The organism is Streptomyces flaveolus (assembly GCF_000716535.1).
GTDB classification, from domain to species: Bacteria; Actinomycetota; Actinomycetes; order Streptomycetales; family Streptomycetaceae; genus Streptomyces; species Streptomyces flaveolus_A.
The window spans coordinates 230,594-248,919 of record NZ_JNWV01000007.1 but is presented as its reverse complement, the minus strand read 5'-3'; the positions used below and the strand labels follow the sequence as shown (position 1 = coordinate 248,919).

15 protein-coding genes are annotated in these 18,326 nt (G+C 70.0%); 6 read left to right on the top strand and 9 right to left on the bottom strand.

Annotation, left to right across the window (positions count from 1 at the left end):
• The first annotated feature begins 35 nt into the window (after nucleotides 1-35).
• The 4 genes from OO52_RS09880 (at nucleotide 36) to OO52_RS09865 (ending at nucleotide 5,184) form a co-directional block, all read left to right on the top strand.
• A complete protein-coding gene (locus OO52_RS09880) occupies nucleotides 36-1,319 on the top strand; it encodes a DUF3631 domain-containing protein (RefSeq protein WP_030642777.1) in 1,284 nt (427 codons plus the stop codon).
• Between the two features lie 447 nt (nucleotides 1,320-1,766).
• Nucleotides 1,767-2,561: a DUF2637 domain-containing protein gene (locus tag OO52_RS09875; RefSeq protein WP_234339464.1), complete on the top strand. Its 795-nt coding sequence runs from the start codon at nucleotides 1,767-1,769 to the stop codon at nucleotides 2,559-2,561.
• Between the two features lie 344 nt (nucleotides 2,562-2,905).
• The gene (locus OO52_RS09870; RefSeq protein ID WP_030642782.1) at nucleotides 2,906-3,463 is read left to right on the top strand and encodes a MobC family plasmid mobilization relaxosome protein; all 558 of its coding nucleotides are present in this window, start codon (nucleotides 2,906-2,908) and stop codon (nucleotides 3,461-3,463) included.
• Complete coding sequence (locus OO52_RS09865; protein ID WP_030642784.1) at nucleotides 3,460-5,184, top strand: relaxase/mobilization nuclease domain-containing protein; 1,725 nt, start codon at nucleotides 3,460-3,462, stop codon at nucleotides 5,182-5,184. Before OO52_RS09870 ends, OO52_RS09865 begins: the two co-directional genes overlap by 4 nt.
• Before the next feature lie 6 nt (nucleotides 5,185-5,190).
• Here the strand turns inward: OO52_RS09865 and OO52_RS09860 are convergent, their stop codons facing one another.
• From OO52_RS09860 to OO52_RS09830, 7 genes are all read right to left on the bottom strand, one after another.
• A complete protein-coding gene (locus OO52_RS09860) occupies nucleotides 5,191-6,324 on the bottom strand; it encodes a hypothetical protein (RefSeq protein WP_030642786.1) in 1,134 nt (377 codons plus the stop codon).
• A gap of 89 nt (nucleotides 6,325-6,413) precedes the next feature.
• Nucleotides 6,414-8,492: a methyltransferase, FxLD system gene (gene fxlM / locus OO52_RS09855; protein ID WP_030642788.1), complete on the bottom strand. Its 2,079-nt coding sequence runs from the start codon at nucleotides 8,490-8,492 to the stop codon at nucleotides 6,414-6,416.
• Nucleotides 8,493-8,513: 21 nt separating this feature from the next.
• Nucleotides 8,514-9,788: a lanthionine synthetase C family protein gene (locus OO52_RS09850; protein ID WP_030642790.1), complete on the bottom strand. Its 1,275-nt coding sequence runs from the start codon at nucleotides 9,786-9,788 to the stop codon at nucleotides 8,514-8,516.
• Entirely contained in the window at nucleotides 9,785-12,739 is a 2,955-nt protein-coding gene (locus OO52_RS09845) for a lantibiotic dehydratase (RefSeq protein WP_030642792.1), read from the bottom strand. The genes OO52_RS09850 and OO52_RS09845 overlap by 4 nt, the downstream gene beginning before the upstream one ends.
• Nucleotides 12,740-12,956: 217 nt before the next feature.
• A complete protein-coding gene (locus tag OO52_RS09840) occupies nucleotides 12,957-13,136 on the bottom strand; it encodes an FxLD family lanthipeptide (RefSeq protein ID WP_030642794.1) in 180 nt (59 codons plus the stop codon).
• A 189-nt stretch (nucleotides 13,137-13,325) separates the two neighbouring features.
• Nucleotides 13,326-13,514, bottom strand: coding sequence for a hypothetical protein (locus tag OO52_RS09835; RefSeq protein ID WP_030642795.1), 189 nt, complete (start codon nucleotides 13,512-13,514; stop codon nucleotides 13,326-13,328).
• A gap of 227 nt (nucleotides 13,515-13,741) precedes the next feature.
• Entirely contained in the window at nucleotides 13,742-14,188 is a 447-nt protein-coding gene (locus OO52_RS09830; protein ID WP_030642797.1) for an ATP-binding protein, read from the bottom strand.
• 242 nt (nucleotides 14,189-14,430) lie between these two features.
• Between OO52_RS09830 and OO52_RS09825 the strand changes: the two genes are divergently transcribed.
• Nucleotides 14,431-15,714 carry a Tat pathway signal sequence domain protein gene (locus tag OO52_RS09825; RefSeq protein ID WP_078876773.1) on the top strand — a complete coding sequence of 428 codons (1,284 nt, stop codon included), beginning with the start codon at nucleotides 14,431-14,433 and terminating at the stop codon, nucleotides 15,712-15,714.
• A complete protein-coding gene (locus OO52_RS09820; protein ID WP_030642802.1) occupies nucleotides 15,711-16,250 on the top strand; it encodes a GNAT family N-acetyltransferase in 540 nt (179 codons plus the stop codon). The genes OO52_RS09825 and OO52_RS09820 overlap by 4 nt, the downstream gene beginning before the upstream one ends.
• An 87-nt stretch (nucleotides 16,251-16,337) precedes the next feature.
• Here the strand turns inward: OO52_RS09820 and OO52_RS09815 are convergent, their stop codons facing one another.
• On the bottom strand, nucleotides 16,338-17,504 hold the full coding sequence (locus OO52_RS09815) for an XRE family transcriptional regulator (RefSeq protein WP_063738780.1): 1,167 nt from the start codon (nucleotides 17,502-17,504) through the stop codon (nucleotides 16,338-16,340).
• Between the two features lie 7 nt (nucleotides 17,505-17,511).
• Nucleotides 17,512-18,318: a hypothetical protein gene (locus OO52_RS09810; protein WP_030642806.1), complete on the bottom strand. Its 807-nt coding sequence runs from the start codon at nucleotides 18,316-18,318 to the stop codon at nucleotides 17,512-17,514.
• Nucleotides 18,319-18,326 lie beyond the last annotated feature (8 nt).

Here is an 18,326-nt window from a genome sequence, read left to right as displayed (position 1 = left end):
TGCATGCCCGACGTCACCGGATAAGGAGCTGCCCTGTGCAACCTACGACACCCGAGCCGCATTCCGCACCCGGCAAAGCCGCATGGCCGACGGTCGCGGTGCCCGGCCGACCCGGCCACGCGCCCGAAGCCGGCCCGGAGGCCGATGAGCGGGCGCCGGATACGGTTCCGGTGGATCAGCCCGCCGAGGAGGCGGTGCCGGACCCTGCGCCGACGTATGGCTCTGAGCTGCTGAACGAACTGCGTGCCCAGGTAGCCCAGTTCGTGATCCTGCCCTCCCAGCAGGCGCTGGACGCGGTCACGCTGTGGGTGGCGGCGACCCACCTGCAGCCCGCGTGGCAGCACGCCCCGCGCCTGGCGGTGGTGGGGCCTGCGAAGCGGTGTGGCAAGTCACGGCTGCTGGACGTGCTGACCGAGACGGTTCACGAGCCGATGCTCACTATCAACACCACGCCGGCGGCGGTCTTCCGCTCTATCACTGACGAGCCGCCCACGCTCCTGGTGGATGAGGCGGACACTATCTTCGGCACGCCGAAGCAGGCGGAGAAGAACGAGGAGATGCGTGGCCTGCTCAACGCCGGCCACCAGCGCAACCGGTATGTCACCCGGGTCGTCGGCAACGACCACACCCCGCACCGGTTCGCCACCTTCGCCATGGCTGCCCTCGCGGGGATCGGCGACCTGCCCGACACGATCATGGACCGGTCGGTCGTCATCCGGATGCGCCGCCGGGCCGAGGGCGAGAGCGTCAAGCCCTTCCGCTCCCGCCGCGACATCCCAGCCCTCCATGATCTGCGGGACCGTATTGCCGCTTGGGCCAGGCCGCTGCTGGACGAGGCGGCGGATCTGGAGCCGGACATGCCGGTGGAGGACCGGGCAGCTGACACCTGGGAACCCTTGATCATTGTCGCCGACCTTGCCGCCGGGTCCTGGCCCCGCCGGGCTCGCGAGGCGTGTGCGGGGATGGTGGCTGCGGAGGTCGAGGCTGAGGAGGACCAGCCCGGCGAGGCCCGTATCCTCGCCGACATCCGCAGGGTCTTCGTCGCCCAGCGCGAGGTCGACAGCCTCTCCACGGACGAACTGCTGCACCTCCTGCGGCAGAACGCCGAGAGCCCGTGGGCGGAATGGGGGCGCAACGGGCTGACCGCCCGCGAACTGGCGGCGATGCTGCGCCGGTACGACATCAAGCCCGGCAACGTCCGTCTGGCCGACGGAACCCAGCGCAAGGGCTACATGCGCAACAAGTTCCTCGACGCCTGGCGGCGCTACTGCCCCACCGTTCACTCAGTGAACGCCGAGCCAGCCCCCTCCTCGGGCTGAGCACCGCCTCCCCCGGTGACCGTCCCTGCCGTCCCTGCCGTGATCCCGCAGGTCAAACGGCATACGGCTGGGACGGAAACCGGGAGCAAGACGGCAACGCAATCATGACGACCGCGCTGCCACCAACCGGACGCTGCCCGGATCCGTCTCGTGCCGTCCCGCGCGTCCCCGCCGTATCACCGCAGGTCACGGTGCTGTCGGCCGGGACGGCAAGACGGATCCGATCCCTCCACGGCCACCGAACCGCAGCCCCACCGGCCGTGCGGCCCCAAGACGCGCCAGCGCCGCCAGGACGGAACACCGACCCCCCTGCCGTACCGCTCCTGACCTGCGCTTGCAACGGCCAAGACGGCAAAGACGGACCACGCTACTACCCAGGAGAAACCCCGCTTGACCACCCTCTCCACACCCACCCACCGGGACCATCGCCCTGGCGAAGGGCGGCCGATGATGACCAAGCAGGCGGCCGAGCGGTACGCGCTCATGGCGGCGGGCGTTGTCATCGTGGCGCTCACCGCCGGCGGGTTCTGGCTGTCGTACGCGCATCTCGCAGAGGTCGCCGGACAGCACGGCCTCAAGAGCTCCCCGGTCCGCCAGTGGGCCTGGCCGGCCACCCTGGATGCCTTCATCGTCGCGGGCGAACTGCTCATGCTCCGCGCGGGCCTGCGCCGGGTGACCGACGGCTGGGCAATCGCTCTCACCGCCACCGGATCGGTCGGCTCCATCGCACTCAACGTGGCCGGGGTCAGCGGCACGGGCAACGCCAGCGCCGTGCCCCTCCTCGACTACGTGGTCGCCGCGGTTCCCCCAACAGCCGCGCTACTGGCCTTCGGCGTCCTGATGCGGCAGATCCACCAACTGGTCGACCAACCTGCCGACCACCTGGACGCCGCGCCCGTCCAGGCGCCGGAACCACCGGTCACCGCGCCCGCCAAGCCACTGGCCGAGCCGGTCCGGCCTGCTGAGCCTCCGACCGCCGGTTCCGTCCAGCCGCCGGAACCGCCGCCCGAGGTTTCGGAGACCAAGCCGCGCGGTGGTCGTCCGCCCAAGGCCACGCTCGCGGAACTCGTGAAGATCGGCCGGATCGCCCTCGCTGAGCACGGCACACTCAGCCGCTCTCTTCTCCGGAAGGCCGTCAAGGACAGGGACTTGACGATCGGCAGTCAGCGGCAGACCGAGGTGATGGAGATGCTCCGGTCCGAAATCGAAGCCGCCGCCAAGACCGGTCCGAGCAGCGGCTGACCGGAAACCCAGCGGGGTGACCGGAACCCCTTCCGGTCACCCCGGCCAGCCGACCACCGCACCGCTCGCCACACGCATATCCACACCTGTGGATGGAGTGCCGGCCACCAGCTACTCCCCCAGTCCTCCCCGCCGACCCGCCTGCCCCCGCCCTTTCCGGAGAACCGCCCGTGACGCACGACCCGCACCGCTCCGACCACACTCCCGACGAGCCGCTGCCGCTGACGAAGTCCCCTACGCTGATGGAGCGTTTGCGCCGCGCGTTCGGACGGGCTGCCCCTGCCGGAGCCAGTAGTACCCCGAGTCCGACTCAAGGCCGGACGTCGGGGATCTCCGCCCCAGGGGTGGCGGAGACGGCCCAGCACCAGGGGGCGCCGGACCAGGGGGTCGGGGCCGAGGGCGGCTCTGACCTGGACACGCTGCACTCCGTCCAGCGAGCCGTCCTGCGCCCCGAAGACAGCGCCGTCGTCGTCGGCGAGCCTGCCGTGCAGAGCGTGCAGCCCACGATCCGCCGCTTCACCGGCACCAAGCGCAACGACCGTGTCGGCCCGCTGCGCTTCACCGGCGACCAGCGAGCCCGTCTCCAGGAGGCCGCTGCCGAGCACGGCTACAAGGGCGACTCCGGCTTCGCCGCCGACATCGTCCTCGCCTTCATCACCGGCCGGTTCACCGCCAACCTGCCCCTGTCCGAAGACCGCCGCCGCACCCACATCTTCCGCGCCCAGGTCCTGCGCCAGCTCAACCGGATCGGCGTCAACATCAACCAGATCGCCCGCGCCCTCAACAGCGACCACACCCCACCCGACATACGCCAACGCCTCAGCGAACTCCACCACCTGCTGGAGCTGATCGCCGAGGCCCTGCGCCCGCCCGCCGACCCGGAGGAGGCCGGGACAGCGTGATCGCCGCCATCAAGCCCGCCGGGACCAACACCCGGGGCCTGCTCGCCTACCTCTACGGCCGCGGAACCCACGACGAGCACTTCGACCCGCACATCGTGGCCGGCTTCGCGCTGCTCGGCATGCCCGACCCCGGCCGCGACGAGAACGCCACCCTCACCGAACTAGCCCGCTACCTCGACGAACCCGTGCAGCTGCGCAACAGCGAGTTCGGCAAGCCGGTCACCGACCACGTCTGGCACTGCCCCGTCCGCGCCGCCCCCGAGGACCGCTACCTCTCCGACGCCGAGTGGGGAGAGATCTCCCAACGCATCGTCCAGGCCGCCGGCATCGTGCCAGCCGGTGACGACCTGGGCTGCCGCTGGATCGCCGTCCGCCACGCCGACGACCACATCCACATCCTCGCCACCACCGTCCGCGAAGACGGACGCCGCCCCAAACTCCACGACAGCGGCCTCCGCGTCGGCGACGCCTGCCGCGAGATCGAGAAGGACTACGGGCTGCGCCGCCTGAAGAAGGGCGACCGTACCGGCGCCCGCCGCCCCACCCAGGCCGAGATGCACAAGGCCGAACGCCTCGGCTGGGAACAGACCAGCCCCGCCTGGCTCCAGGACCGCATCCGCGCCGCCATCCCCCACGTGACAGGCGCCGAGGAATTCATCGCCTACCTCGAAGCCAGCGGCATCGAGGTCAAGACCCGGCGCGGCTCGTCAGGCGACCTCCTGGGATACGCCGCCGGCCGCCCCGGCGACGTCAACGAGGCCGGCGAACAGATCTACCACCCCGGAAGCAAGATCTCCCCCGACCTCTCCCTGCCCAAAATCAAGGCCCGCCTCGAATCCAGCCAGCCCGAAGAACACCCCACCGCCCGCCGCAACCACCCCAGCACCCCCTGGCACCAAGCCACCAACGCCCTCGACACCCTCCACACCGACCTCACCGACCTCACCAACGACACCCACGCCCAGGCCCACATCACCGCCCTCGGCGAACTGATCGAAGCCACCGCCCAGAAGGCACCCGCCCATCTGCGCGCCGAACTCCAGGCCGCCTCCAAGGCGTTCGCCCGAGCCCAGCGCTCCCAGGTCCGGGCGGAAGACCGCGCCGCCTACGCCCTGCGCAACGCGGCACGCGACATCGTCCACACCGCCACCGGCCCCGACGGCAGCGCCCTGGCCGCCCTGGTCGCAGCCCTCGTCTGGGCCGCCATCGTCGCCGGACGCTGGCACGAAGCGAAGCACCACGCCCACCAGGCCGACGCCGCCCGCCAGGCCGTCCAGCACCTACAGACAGCCGCCGACCGCGCCCTCGCCCCGACGCTCGCCGAACTCACAGCCCGGCCCCCCAGGGATCAAGCCCGCCGCGTTCTCGCCAGCGACGTACGAGCAGCCGTCCCCGACCACGCCGCGCGAATCCTCGCCGACCCGGCCTGGCCCGCACTCGCCACCGTCCTCGCCGACGCCGAAGCCCGCGGCCACCAACCCCACCAGCTCCTCAAGGAAGCCGCTGCCCAGCGCGAGCTGACCACCGCCCGCCAACCCGCCCGCGTGCTCATCACCCGCATCCAGCACACCGGCCGAAACCCAGCACCCAACCGCCGCGCAGAAGCTGCCCGCCTGCAGTCGACCATGGCAGGCTCGATCCCCACTCAGCAGACCGGAAACAGTCGGCCCCCTTCGGCGGCTCCATCGCCTACCGAACAGCAGCACCGACAGCGCCGGTAGACACCGTCAGAACCGCAGGGGTTGCGTTCCTCCGGGATCGGAGGAACGCACGACGCTTTCCCGGATCACGCTATCGCTGGCGCGCAGGGCCGCCGTCAGTTCTCCTCGCAGCTCGTCCGGGAGGATCCCAACACCGAGGGCGCAGGCGCGCACCAGCGCGCGACAGTCCTGCACTTGCCGGTCCGTGGCGATCTCGGTGAACAGAGGATGAGCCAAGTTCTCGCGGGCCGCGTAGCCGTCTTCGGCGTCCGTCGTCCTGCGGTGGAGGTCCTCGACGATACGGTGCGCGGTGAGCGCCCCGGCGGAGCCGATCGCGTCGAGGACTGTAAGTCCGAGCCGGGTATCGAAGACGGTCATCCCAGGTTCGGTCTTCCTTCCGAGGTAGGCCGTCACCAGGTCCGCCATGTGGCCGTCGATCGGCTGCCCGGCGTCGCGGCGGCATAGAACGGTCAGGCATGCCGTGACGGCTTGCTCCCACGGATCGCCGGGCATCGTGTCGGCAAGGAGGACAGCTGCCCACGCCGTGTCACCCGCAGCGAGGGCGGCGAGCACGGCGACCTGTCGACCGTCGAGCATCCGCTTTCCGATGCCATGGTGGACTTCGATGTGCGCCAGCGCCTCGGCCCATCGCCCCTCGGTGGTGAGGGTGCGCGTGCCGTCTGAGAGGAGGACGCGCCACAGCCATGCGCGAACCTCCTGGCGGTCTTCACCGGTCGCAGTGAGGTCCGCAGGTACGTTGACGCCCTCGAACCGGGCGGCTGTGCCCGCCTCGACGGCCTTGTACAGGTTGAGGAGTCGCTGACGGCCCTCATCGGCGTGGCCGGCGCGGATCTGGAGGCGAGCGAGATTGACGACCGGTTCAAGTCCTCGAATCGCGCTCATGCCGGGGAGGGGGCAGGCGTGGAGGTAGGCGGCGGCGTGCTGGTGGCACATCTCGCGGGCGAGGTCGGGGAGGTCGAGGTCGGAGGCGATGAGCGCGGCCTGGTTGTAGACGGCCGATGCGAGCCCCTGGTCGGTCTCTTCCACCGCAGTGTCGGCCAGATCGACGAGTGCCCTTACGCGTGCAGGCAGGGGCAGGCAGGCGGGGCGGAATCGGGCGACGAGCGGGAAGCGCTGGGCTATGGGGCCGTGCGGGTCCATGGATCCCCCGGGGTCGAGAGTGAGGACTGCTGAAGCGACGGTGCCCGCCAGCCGTGTGCCGACGGGCATCGTCCGCTACGCGTGGGGCGTCATCGCCAGTCGACGACGATGCGGTTCAGCGGCGTGTCGAGGGCGAAGAGACCCGGGCGCCGCTCGATCTGAGGGGCGTCGAGGGGCTGGATCTCGAACGTGGCCTCACGACCTCGGTACTCCCTGTCCCAGGTACGGATGGTGTCGGCGACCTTCGCGGCCAGCTCGTCGCTGCCGGGGCCGTGGCCGATGACGCCGAACTCCCAGAGCTTGCCACCCTCGGGAGTCTTCTTCGACAGGCGCCGGGCGAGGTAGGTGACGGCACCCTTGTCGACGACCGCGGTCGACGATGGGTAGGGGTCCTCGGTGAGCAGAGTGCCCTTGGCGCTCTGAGGGAACAGCATCCGGATCAGGCCGGAGGGCATGGAGCAGGTGACGAACAGTTCCATCCACTCCGGTGACTCCATGGCGCGGACCGTCATGCCGGTCCACTCTTCGGTGCGCGGCTGGTCAAGTACGCCCGCGAGGGCGTCGGCGTCGATGTTGAGCCCGGCGGGGGCCTGGAGTCGTACGGCGCCGTCCGTACTGAGAGGGATCACTCGGCGGTCGTCGTCAGCGATGCCCCGCCGAAGCGGCATGAAGGTGTTCATCTCGCTGCCGAGGGACGCCCACCGGCCGTCGCGCTGCTCGTAGGCGATGGAGCGGGAGACGGTGCCCTTGAGGCGCTGGGGGACGAGGAGCCGGCCGCCGGGCGCGAGCTGCTGCAGCCAGGCGTGCGGTACGCCGTGCGCGCCGACGGTGGCGATGATCCGGTCGTACGGCGCTGCTTCGGCGTAGCCGAGGGCCCCGTCGCGGGTCACGGCCTCGACGTTGGTGATTCCGGCGGCGGCGAGGTGCGTGCGGGCACCCTCCACGAGGTCGTCGTCGACGTCGAGGGTGGTCACGTGCCCGTTCTCGCCGACCAGGTGGGCGAGCAGACCGGCGTTGTAGCCGGTGCCGGCACCGAGTTCGAGGATGCGCTCGCCGGGCTGGGCATCGAGCTGGTCCAACATGAGGGCGACGACGCCCGGTTGGGAGGCGCAGGAGATGGACGTGCCGTCGGTGTCGTACTTGATGTGCACGGGTGCGTTGGCGTAGGCGTCTTCGAGCGACGCCTCGGGCACGAACACGTGGCGGGGCACGGTCCGCAACGCGGTCTCGACGGCGGGCGTGCGGGCGTGTCCGTCCGCACGGAGCTGGTCGACAAGGACGTTGCGGAGGCGCTCGGCGTCCGCCGTGGGGGTGGTGATCGTGTCGGTGTTCACCGCGCTGACGCTATCGATGTCGGCCGTTGCCTCGGTGGGCGACTCAGTGTGGTCACTCGTTCCCATGACTACCTCTCGTGCGATGTGGGACAGGGCGCTCTGGTCGTCCCGGAGGAGACCGGCGCGGTTGGCGTGGAAGATCACGTGATGGGCAATGACGGCTCGCAGGCCACGAGTGAGGGCGCCGCGGCCTGCGAGTTCGGCGAGCGTGGCTCCGGCCCGTTCGAAGGCGGTCACCCATTCCTCGTGCGCGTGGAGTGGGCCACCCGGGTGGCAGAGGCTGTGGGCGTCGGCGGTCATGAGCTTCTGCATGGCCGGGGCCAGTTCGGCGGCGCGTTCGGGTGGTTGTGGAGCGGTGGCCGGCCGAAGGGCCGCGACCTTCGCCCATACATCACCCTGCTCGAACCAGTCGAGTCCGGCACCGCGCATCATGGCGCTCGCGAGCAGGACGGCGGTCTCCCGGCGTCCCAAGTGCATCGGGCTCAGCTTGTAGGTGAGCAGGTGACGGGAATCGTTGTGGAACAGTTCGTGGGCTGCGTCCATGGCCTCCGTACCGCCGAAGGTGTCGGTCTCGGGCTCGTAGACGCAGGGCAGGCACGACACGGCCACACCGTCGCCGATGAGATCGCTCAGAAGCGACTCGATGGCTGGTGAGGGCTTGTCGGCGAGGTAACGCAGCGGCCAGGGCTGCTTATTCATGAACCACCAGCCGGTGAGCTGCCCGTCAGTCTCGGCCTCGATCAGGGCGGGGCCGAGTCGTTCAGCGATGGCGCGCCGGGCGCTCTCCCGGTCGACGAAGGTGATGTTGTGCTGCTGCCAGCGGTCGGGAGGCATAGAGGTCCTTCGGTCGGTGGATCAAGCGATGAGGAGGCATGCGTCCCAGGCGGACCGGGGTGGTGCCGCGGTGCTGGGCGAGAGGAGGGCCAGGGCTATGCCGGCGACGCCGTCGAGTAGGCCGGGACCGCCCTTCTCGTCCTGAATGAGCACCGTGGCCATGAGTTCGGGGTCGGTTCCTGGTGGGATGACCGCAGCCAGGAGGGCCGGGATAGCGGCGCGGAGATTTCCCGCGGTCGAGGGGTGGGCGTCGTCGGCTGTACGCGTGACAGCGTGGGCGAGGCCGGCGAAGCCGTGGCAGAGGCCGTTGTCCGTCGTGGCCTTCAGCTGCTCGGGATCGGTGAGGGCTGCCACGAGCGCGTTCTCCGCGTCGATCTGGCGGCTGGTATCGCCGAGGGCGAGCGCGGCAAGTTGCTGGGCGCGGACGAGGCCGGCGGTGCCGTAGCACCAGGAGGGCCGCCTGGGTGCTGACGAGCCGAGACGCCCCCTGCGCAGCTCGCCCTGAGTGACCCAATACGGCCAGACCGGCCCGCCGTCGGCCTTCTCCTTCCAGCGGTCCAGCCAGGCCAAGATGGTGCGCAGTGCTGTGTGGTGCCCGTCGGTGATGGAGCCGCTCCGAGCTGCGAGGGCCAGGAGCGCGAGCACGCCGCCGACGCCGTGGGCCATACCGCTGTTGGCGTGCCCAGCGGGGAATCGGTCGTCCGGGCTGCCGGAGGGCCCGGTCTCCGCCCACCAGCCCGGCAGAGTCTCGCCGTGGTGGGTGATCGGTTCGGTGAGGCGCACGCAGTAGTCGAGAACGGCGCGCATCGTGGAGCTGCCGGGGTTTCGGCGCAGTAGGTAGGCGCCGTATCCGGTGAGGCCCCGGACGGCGTCGAACTCGGCGAGCTGCGGCAGGCGTCCGGCGTCGATGCGGCGATGTGCGGCGTCGAGACGGCGTCCGACATCGACTGCGATCTGTCCGTCCATCACGTCGAGGGCGCGCTGGTAGGAGCCGGGAAGGTGGTCGGCGGCACAGGTCAGGGCATGGGCGAAGGCGGGCACTCCATAGAACGGGTGGCTGTCCGGGCCGCTGGTGAGCGGCTTCCGGGAGGCGGCGGCGAGCCAGTCGTGGGCGCGCTGCCACGGACCGAGACCGTTCGCGGCCAGCTCGATGTGCAGGAGCGCGATTCCGGGCGGGCCGTAGGCGAGGTGCTGCCGGTCCGAGGACAGCATCCTGGAGCCGAGGGGCACGGTGTCGGGGTCGGCGAGCTGAGCAGCGATGGCGTCGACCAGGCCGAGCGCGGAGTGGGCGGTCACGAAGCCCTCCCCCTGGTGCGGGCGGTCCAGGCCAGGGCAGCGGCACGCGCCAGGTAGAGGCACACCTCTTCCTCCGGGAAGTTCACGGCGACGTGGCGCACGAAGTGAACGTGCAGCAGGGAGGTCAGGACGTCGTCGACGGCGATGCCCTGGGTGTCCGGGCCGGGCAGGTGCGGCCGGTACGCGGCGAGCGCCGCTTCCCGGTCGGCCCATCCGGACACGATGGCGTCTCCGCCCCGAACGCTGCGCAGGGCCGACCAGTCGTCGCTCGGGTCGGCGAGCCGTACGGCCTCGGTGAACTGCGGGCGTGGAACGGGCACGGGTGCGGTCGGCGAGACATGGTCGATCAGCCACTGCATCCCAGCCTCGGTGGTGCCGAGGAAGGCGGAGGTGATAGCGACCGTGTGGGCCGCCACCAGCGTGCGCTGGCCCGGACGCTGTGGCTGCGCAAGTTGGGCCAGGACGGCGCGCGAATCCGCCCGGAACACCTCCTCCGCCGCCTCCCATGCGGTGCCGGAGCCCCAGCGGCCCATCTCCCGGTAGGAGGTGGGATAGCGCAGGTCGGCCAGCAGGCCGATGCTTCGTAGCTCGTCGGCCCAAGCGCTCACCGTTCGGGCCGTGCCGGCGAAGGCTTCCGGGTCGGGAAGGGCGATGCGTACGCGGAGGTGCTGGTCCGGGTCCCGGAAGCGGATGAACCACCACGGCGGGTTGCCGAGCTGTTCGAGGAGGCCGGGCAAATGCCGGGAGAGCAAGACGTCTTGGCGGCGGGGGTCGCCGTACAGGGCGGCCAGAAGAACCGAGGAAGCGGCAGGCGTCTGCATCTGGGCCGCAGACAGGGCACGGCCCCGGCTGGGGGCTGGCAGTGGCGGCCATGCCGACGGCCTGGTTGCTTTGAGGGGCACCACGACCTCGTGGGCTCGCCCACCGCACCAGCCAGACGCCTCCGGTTCCGGGGCCTCGACGAGCACGGCCAGGCGCGAATGGTCGAGGTGTCTGCGCAGGAGCGCACGGTGGCCGGCCTCGTCGAGGTCGAGGAAGAGGCGCCGGTCGTCCTCTACGAGATAGACGCGGCGCGGCAGCCCCCGCCGGGCACACCAGTTGCTGAGCGCGGCATACCACTCGGCCCGATGGTGGGCATGGCCGGGCAGTTCGGACGCTTCCAGCCGCCAGCGTGCCGGGGCCAGCACGATCCGGCCGTACCGCAGACGTGGAAGGAACGGCATGGCCTCTGCGGCGCCCCAGTCGAAGACGGTGACCTGCGCGCACTGGGCGCGGGACAGTTCGGTGAGGAACCGCACCAGCGGCGGGGTGTGAGTGTGCAGGTTCAGCGCGTGCATTCCGACGGCCTCAACACGGTGGCCTCGCTCGGGGACGGCGAGGTACATGCGGCGGCCGTCGCACCCCACAGCCAAGTCCTCCAGGGTGAGGACGGTGTCCTGCGGGGCGCGGTGCTCCTGAAGGCTGATCACGGTGGGTAAGACCTGTGAGGAGCGGGTGATGTGGGCGCTCTCGGGGAGCAGGGGCGGGAAAGAGAGCTGCGCGGGCATGGTATTGCCGTCGGCGGCCGGGAGGTCGGCAAGCTCTGCAATCAGGGCCTCCCGGTCGGCGGGGGCCAACACGCTGAGGAATCTGCCCGTGGAAACGCCGGCACCACGGGACACGCTCACGACCTCCAGCCGGAACCACCCGCGCTGCAACTCCTCCAGGCTGGCCGCGTGCACCCGCACCCCGATCTCCAAGTGCGGCGGCAGCCGAGGCTCGTCGGGCCCCACGTCCAGGGCCTCAATCTGTTCGTCCGTGAGGATCACTTCGTGACGGCCGTCGAGCGCGGCGGCCTGAGCCAGCCGTACAAGGGCGTCGTCCCGAGCGGAGACGCGGGGCCTGCGTGCGCTGGCCGGAGCGCCTGGATAACCGTCGGGATAGCCGGTGCCGCTGTCCGCCACGGCCTCCACGAGCGGCACCATCGTGCCGATGCCGTACCGCTCGTAGAACCGCTGGTGGTACTCGTTCCAGGCGGCGGTCCCGTACGGGCGGATACTCAAGCGGGTCAGGATGAGAGCGGCACGCTCGATCTCTCGGGCGACCGCTTCCGGCAGAACGATCTGCGCGTCCAGGCGGAGGTCGAGCGCGACGGGGTGGCGAGGCATGCCAGGGATGAGGTCTCGCATCCGCGCCGCGACGCTGTCCCGGCCGCCGCGCGTGGCGCACTCCTCCAGGCCCGCCCGGACCGCGTGGAGTTCGCGTACGGTCTCCGCGACCGGGGCAAGGCTTCCGGCGTCGATCGCGTCGAGTTGGCCCACCAGATACCCGAGGGCGTCGGTCTCGGTGCTCGGCGCCTGCAAGCTCGTGATCAGCACCCGCCGCCGGATCAGCTCCGCCAGCAGTTGACGCGACTTCTCGGGACCGGCCTCGGGGAACTCCGCCTGGAGCTTGTCCATGAGGGTGCCGAACCGGATCGGCAGTCGGGTCGCGGCAAGGACTGCGCGCACCGGTCCGGTCAGGGCCAGAGACGCCTCGACCGCGCGAGTCCGGTCGTCCTGGACGTCGGGCTGGAACGGCACGATGAGCCGGTCTCCCCGGTACGTCACGGTGTTGTTGATGACGACGGGCAGCCGTTCGAGGAGGTCCGGGCATGACTCCAACCGTGCGACCAGGGCCGCCAGCCACTCTGCCCCCGCGCGGCCGACGGCCACGTGCTCCTCGCCCCAGTCGGCCCGCGCCTGCGGGGCGAACTCCGCGGTGGCCACGCCGGCGAACAGGCCGAAGGGTGTCGCCCGGTGTTGGGCCCGCAGCAGGTAGCGGGCCACGGACAGCACCGCACGCTGCACATCACGGAGGGCTGGGCGCTCGGCCGTCCACAGAGCCCCTACCTGCGAGGCCAGGACCGGGCTGGAGTGCTGGAGTGCCTCAGCGACGTCCTTGTTCGCCCACACCGCGCGTAGCCACTCCACGCGGGCAGAAGCACCACTGGGCGAGCGGTCATCGAGGTCAGGGTATGGAGGAATCGGCAGCGAGGGCCGGGCCACGGCGCGCACGAGAGCAGTGGAACCGGTGCGGAACGCTGCGGGCGGAGCAACCACCGAGTACCTCCGTAGGTGAGGGGGCGGGCGACTGGTGCCGCCGCGCGGAGACGCGGCGGCACCAGACCGGGGTGACCTGGGGTCCGGGTCAGGCAACGTTGGTGGTGCAGGCGCCGCAGGTGGACCCGCAGTTGTCGTCGGTCAGGTTGACCAGGCCCGCCGGATCGGCGATCTCGACGAGGGAGACGTCCAGGTCGAAGCCGTCCGAGGCCCCCGGAATCTGCGGGCGTACTTCGGTGCGGCTGGGAATAACGGTGCTACGCGTCATGCTTCAACTCCTCGCAATCGTGGTGGTGTTACTGGGCTGGAGCGCCCACCAGGTGCCGTCACGGGAGCGTTGCCACACGGCTGCTCCGCGGACGGCTCCTGGCCGCCCGGCACGAGGGGGGCGTGCTCCGCATAGGATTCCTCGCGGGCTGCCTGCCTCATGCCGGGAAGTCGTGTGCCGGAAGTCTGATCAAGCGGACGTCGGCCGCCGCTCCATGAAGTAGGTGAGCGCCTGGGCCTTGAGGCGATCGAGGCACGGCTCACACGCGTAGAAAGGGGCGTGCTGCCCGTCCCACTGCACCGGGCCGAGCCAGATCACCAGGATTCCGGTACGCCCGCAGCCGAGCCAGCAATCACCGGTGATCCACGGCCACTCCATGGAAGGACATCCCCTTTCTCAGCTGGTCGGGATAGCCGATCTGACGGCCTGGCAGTTGGGAGCGCAGGCCCAGAGCAGGAACGGAAAGCCCTGGTGGCGTATCTCGCCCAGCCGTCGACCGCTCGCTCCCAGTGGCCGGGCGCAGAGGGCGCAGTCCATGGCCATCTGCTGGCGGGGCCGGAGTCGGGCGAGATCCGGAAGGGGCGAGGCTGCCGTAGCCGGGACGCTCACTTGCCGTCCTGGGTGCGGAGTTCCGCCCAGACCTCTTTGCCCCAGGGGCGCCTGCCCGAGCCGTGCAGGTCGTAGCCCCAACGGTCGGCGACAGCATCGACGAGGAGCAGCCCGCGCCCCGACTCGTCGTCGTCAGCCACCTGGCTGAGTATGGGCAGACGCGATGGTTCCCGGTCCACGACCCCGACACGCAGTCGAGTCGCGCTCGGCCGCCCAACCATGAGGCGAATCTCGGGACACGAAGTGTGCCTGGAGGCGTTCGCGATCAGCTCCGTGATGATCAGCGCGGCACGGTCGGCGAGGCCGTCGAGGTGCCACACACCAAGGACGTCCCGGACGAGTTCGCGGCCGAGCTCGGCCGTGGACGGCTCGCACGGGAAGGTCTGGCTGTACGTGGGGTGGCCGACGAAGAGGGCCTCAACTGTTGTTCTCAGACTCGTCATTGGGGTGGAGCCTTCGTGTCGTCTCGGCGCCCGGCCCCGCCCCTGCGGGGGAACCTCAGGGGCGGGCCGGGCCGTCAACAGCCGCCCGCACGGTGGGGCGCGGCGGGCGACCAGCACCCAGACAACTCCCTTTCCCAGCAGGTTGGTTAGGACGTTCAGGCGCTCAGTCGGCGGAATGACCTAGGGTGTTTTGACCTCCCCTTTACCTGGCGGGCAGGGACCGCGCGGACTACCGTGCCCGCATGGACACCACCCGCAACACCGTTCTTGAGGCGTGGATGACCGAACACGGCCACAGCTCCAACAGCCTCGCCGAGGCCGTGAACAGGGCCATTGAACGGTTAGCCGGACGCCCTGGTGGACTCGACGGCTCTTCGGTCCGGGCATGGAAGGCAGGCCGGGTTACGTGGCCAAAATCAGCCGCCCGAAGGGCACTTGAGGACGTCACCGGGCTACCCGCCATCGCCTTAGGGTTCGTGCCACGGAGCCGGCCTTCGCCCACCCCGGCCCTACCGCAGCAGGAGGACCCCGACATGAAGCGCCGCACCCTCGTCGGCAGCATCGCGGCGGCTGCCGCCGCAGCAGCCGCACCCGGCACCGCATCGCCGCGCCGTATCGGCATGAGCGACGTCAACCGCCTCAACAAGCGCTTCGCCGAGATCATCGCCAGCGACCACCGCCACGGCGGACAACTCGGCATCGAACAGCGGGCCGCCGCCCTCGCCGACGAGGCGCTCAACCTCCAGAACGCCGGCAGCGCCACCCAACGCGTACGAAGCAACCTCTACGCCTCCGCAGCCGCCTTCCGCTCCTCCGCGATGTGGGCCGCCATCGACGGCCGGCGCTACGACGTCGCCAAGGCGCACATGCGCGAGGCCCAAGCCCTCGCCGAGATGTCCGGCGACCAGGCCATCAAGTTCCGCATCTGGAGTCACGCGGGCACCATGTACCGCCACATGGGCCGACCCGCCGACGCGTTCGCCGCCAACGACGTCGCCCGCAACCTGCACCTCACCCGCCGCGACCCCCTGTTCGCCTCCCTCGGCCTGGCCCGCCAAGGAGCCATCCACGGCGCGGCACAGGACCGCACCGGCACCCGCCGCGCGTTCGAGCAGGCGCAGGACGCCATGCTGCGCGCCGACCCCGCCGACTACCGGCCGGTGTGGATGCTCGCCTTCTACGACCAGGCCGAACTCGACTCCCTGGCCCTCTCCGCACACTTGGCGCTCGGCGACTACTCGACCGCCGAGTACCACGCCCACCGCTGCCTGTCCGCCCTCCGGCCCCACATGATCCGTTCCCGGGCCATCACCACCACCCGGCTCGCACACGCCCAGCTGGCACAGGGAGCCCCCGACGCCGCCACGGCCACCGCGATGAAGGTCCCCGCCGACGCAGCCACCCAGCACGCCCGCGTCACGCGCATGCTGCAGGAGTTCGGGGCCGCGCTGCGCGCCACCGCGCCAGGCAGCTCCAGCGTGCAGACCTGGACCGACCACACCGCCACCTGGAGGATGGCCGCATGACCACGGCGCCCGCCATCGAACTGCGCACCTTCACCACCCTCGACACCGCCCGCGGTGACGTCCTCGACGTGTACGCCGACGTACGCGCTCCGCTGCTCCACCTGCCGAACTACGCGGTCACCGCGTTCGGTGAGCGCCTGGACCGGCACGGCACCGAGCCGGGGTTCACGGCCGTACTCGCGTACGCGGACGGACATCCGGTCGGCTACGCCTACGGCAACACCATCGAGCACGGCGACCGCTACTGGCAGCGCACCAGCCCGACGCCGGCCGAGAAGTACACCGAGCGTCCGGCCGTGGCGTTGAAGGAGATCGGTGTTCGGCCGACCTGGCGGAAGACCGGCACCGCGCGCCGTATCCATGACGCCCTCCTCGCCACCCGCGACGAGCCGTACGTCACGCTCATGGTCAACCCGGCCGCTGGCGATGGAAAGGTCCACACCCTCTATGAGTCGTGGGGGTACGAGGACATCGGGCAAAGCCAGCCCTCACCGGCCTCGCCGGTCCTCACCGTAATGATCCGCGCCAGCCACTGACCCGCGCCCATGTCTCCATTCGACGCGGGGCGGTTCACCTTCGGCTGATCCCATGACGCGTAGAACAGCGCCAGATAGCAGCAAACATCAACCTGGGAAAAGCGTCAGCACGTCAGAGGTGTCCGGCGACGCCGCACCCTCCTCGGATGCATCCAGGACGAGGCGTGGTCTCGTCATGGTCGCAGTCGCGTAGACCTCGTTCGCAAGATCGAACGGCAGGCCCGAGCGGGAGACAAGATCATCAAATGAAACGCCCGTCTCCTCACAGAGGCGGACCGCCTTTTCCAGCAGCAGAGGCGCTTCACGAGGTCCGAGGTCGCAAGGCTCGGGATCGCCGTGCTGAGAGAGCATCATCATGGCACGCTTGTACGTCGTGTCCCGGAAGGCACCGAGAGCATGGGCACGGTAGACGAGAGCCTTGAGAGAAGTCCCCCACCGTCGCTTCAGCCCGTAGAGCGCCTCCCAGTCAAGCCTCTGCGGCAACTCCGCAAGGATCTCAGCGCTGGGCATCAAGAACTCAGCAGCGAAGTCATGCGCCTGGTTCTCGATAATGCGGCTGCCAGGCTCAGCGTCAAGGTGCATGACCAAGTGCCCAGCCTCGTGGGCCGCATCGAATCGCGACCGAGCCTTGTCGTTCTTGGCAGGGTTCCGGAAGACCAACGGCCTGCTCCCGTACCAGTGCGAGAAGGCGTCCACCCGTTTGGACATAGCCGGTAGCTCCAGGACCACGGCGCCATGGGCTTCGAGCAGTCGGGTCACATGGGGAATTGGGCCGCTGGGCACCCCCATGGCATCGCGCGCATCGCGGGCCACGGCCGCGATGTCCGCCCTGCTCGGCTCGGCCGGCAGGGCCAATCGCGGCAGTGCCGCAGGGGGAAGCTCCACGTAGTGCTCGACGGTCGTAACCAGCCGCCAGACGATCTTGCCGAACGCTACCGCCTGATCCCGCTGCAGCTGCGTTGTCGCCCTAAGACTTCGGAAGTGGGCGGCGCTGGGCACCGTTGGGTGCGGGTGCCCCGTGGCGAAGAACGTGGCGGGCACCCCCAAGGCCATGGCCAGCTGCGCAACGACCGTGGCCGAAGGCCGACTCTGGCCCAGCTCGTACTGACTGACCGCTGCCGGCGTGAGATCCACCTTCCTGGCAAGCTCGTTCTTGCGCAGCCCTCGAAGCTGTCGGGCCGTAGTCAGAGCTTCGGGTTCGAAGGAGCGGGAGGCGAGCTCAGCGCCTCTCGATCCTCGCGGCGGTGTCGGCATGGATTTCTCAGTCTGTGTTCTCGCGCTCGTCGCGCGTCTCTTCGGTGCGCCGGCGAAGCGGCAGGTCGTTCTCTTCGAGGTCGGTATGGTCGGGTGCCTTCGGTGCCTTCCCCGCAGCGGGTCGATCCTCGTCCGAATCCGTTTCAGACGGCAGTTGGCCGTCTCGATCCGAAACTCCCTCTGGGGGTAGCCCACCCAGGTCGACGAGCATGTCCTCGGTCGACCGCGGAGCCGGGAGGCTCAGCTGGAGATCATTGTGGATCTCGACGGTGCCATCAAGCCAGGGTGAACCGCCTTCTCGGTTGTCTCGTGGAAGCCCCACCTCGATGACGCAGTTTCCCGTCTCCGGGTCACCCGTGTGCATGATCCGAACATGCCCCTGTCGAACGGCCTCAGCGAAGCTCTCGGCCCAGTCCGGGTCCTGGTCGAACGCCAACTGATCCTTCGGCGCACCGTTCAGCACGGCGCCTCTCAGTCGAGCGGCGCTGCCGTCCCAACTGAGCTGTTCGAGCTTGTCCCGCACCTTGTCAGGGGCGACCAGCGGGAACTTGTAGATCCTCACGACCCAACATCCGGAGGTGACCTCGATGGCCCCGCCGGCGACCTTTCGGACCGGAATCCCTGCTTCGTTGAGCTTCTTGAAGGAGAGGTTGGCGATGTTCCGCCAGACCAGCTGAGCGAAGGTGCCGTTGTCGTCCCCGTGCGACGGGTCATGACGGTCGGCGTTGGTCGCGTACACATCACGCGCGACGTCCCGGATGATCTCCAGCGCCCGCCGGAGATCACTCACTGCCTGCTGCAGAGTGATTTCCACGGATCGGA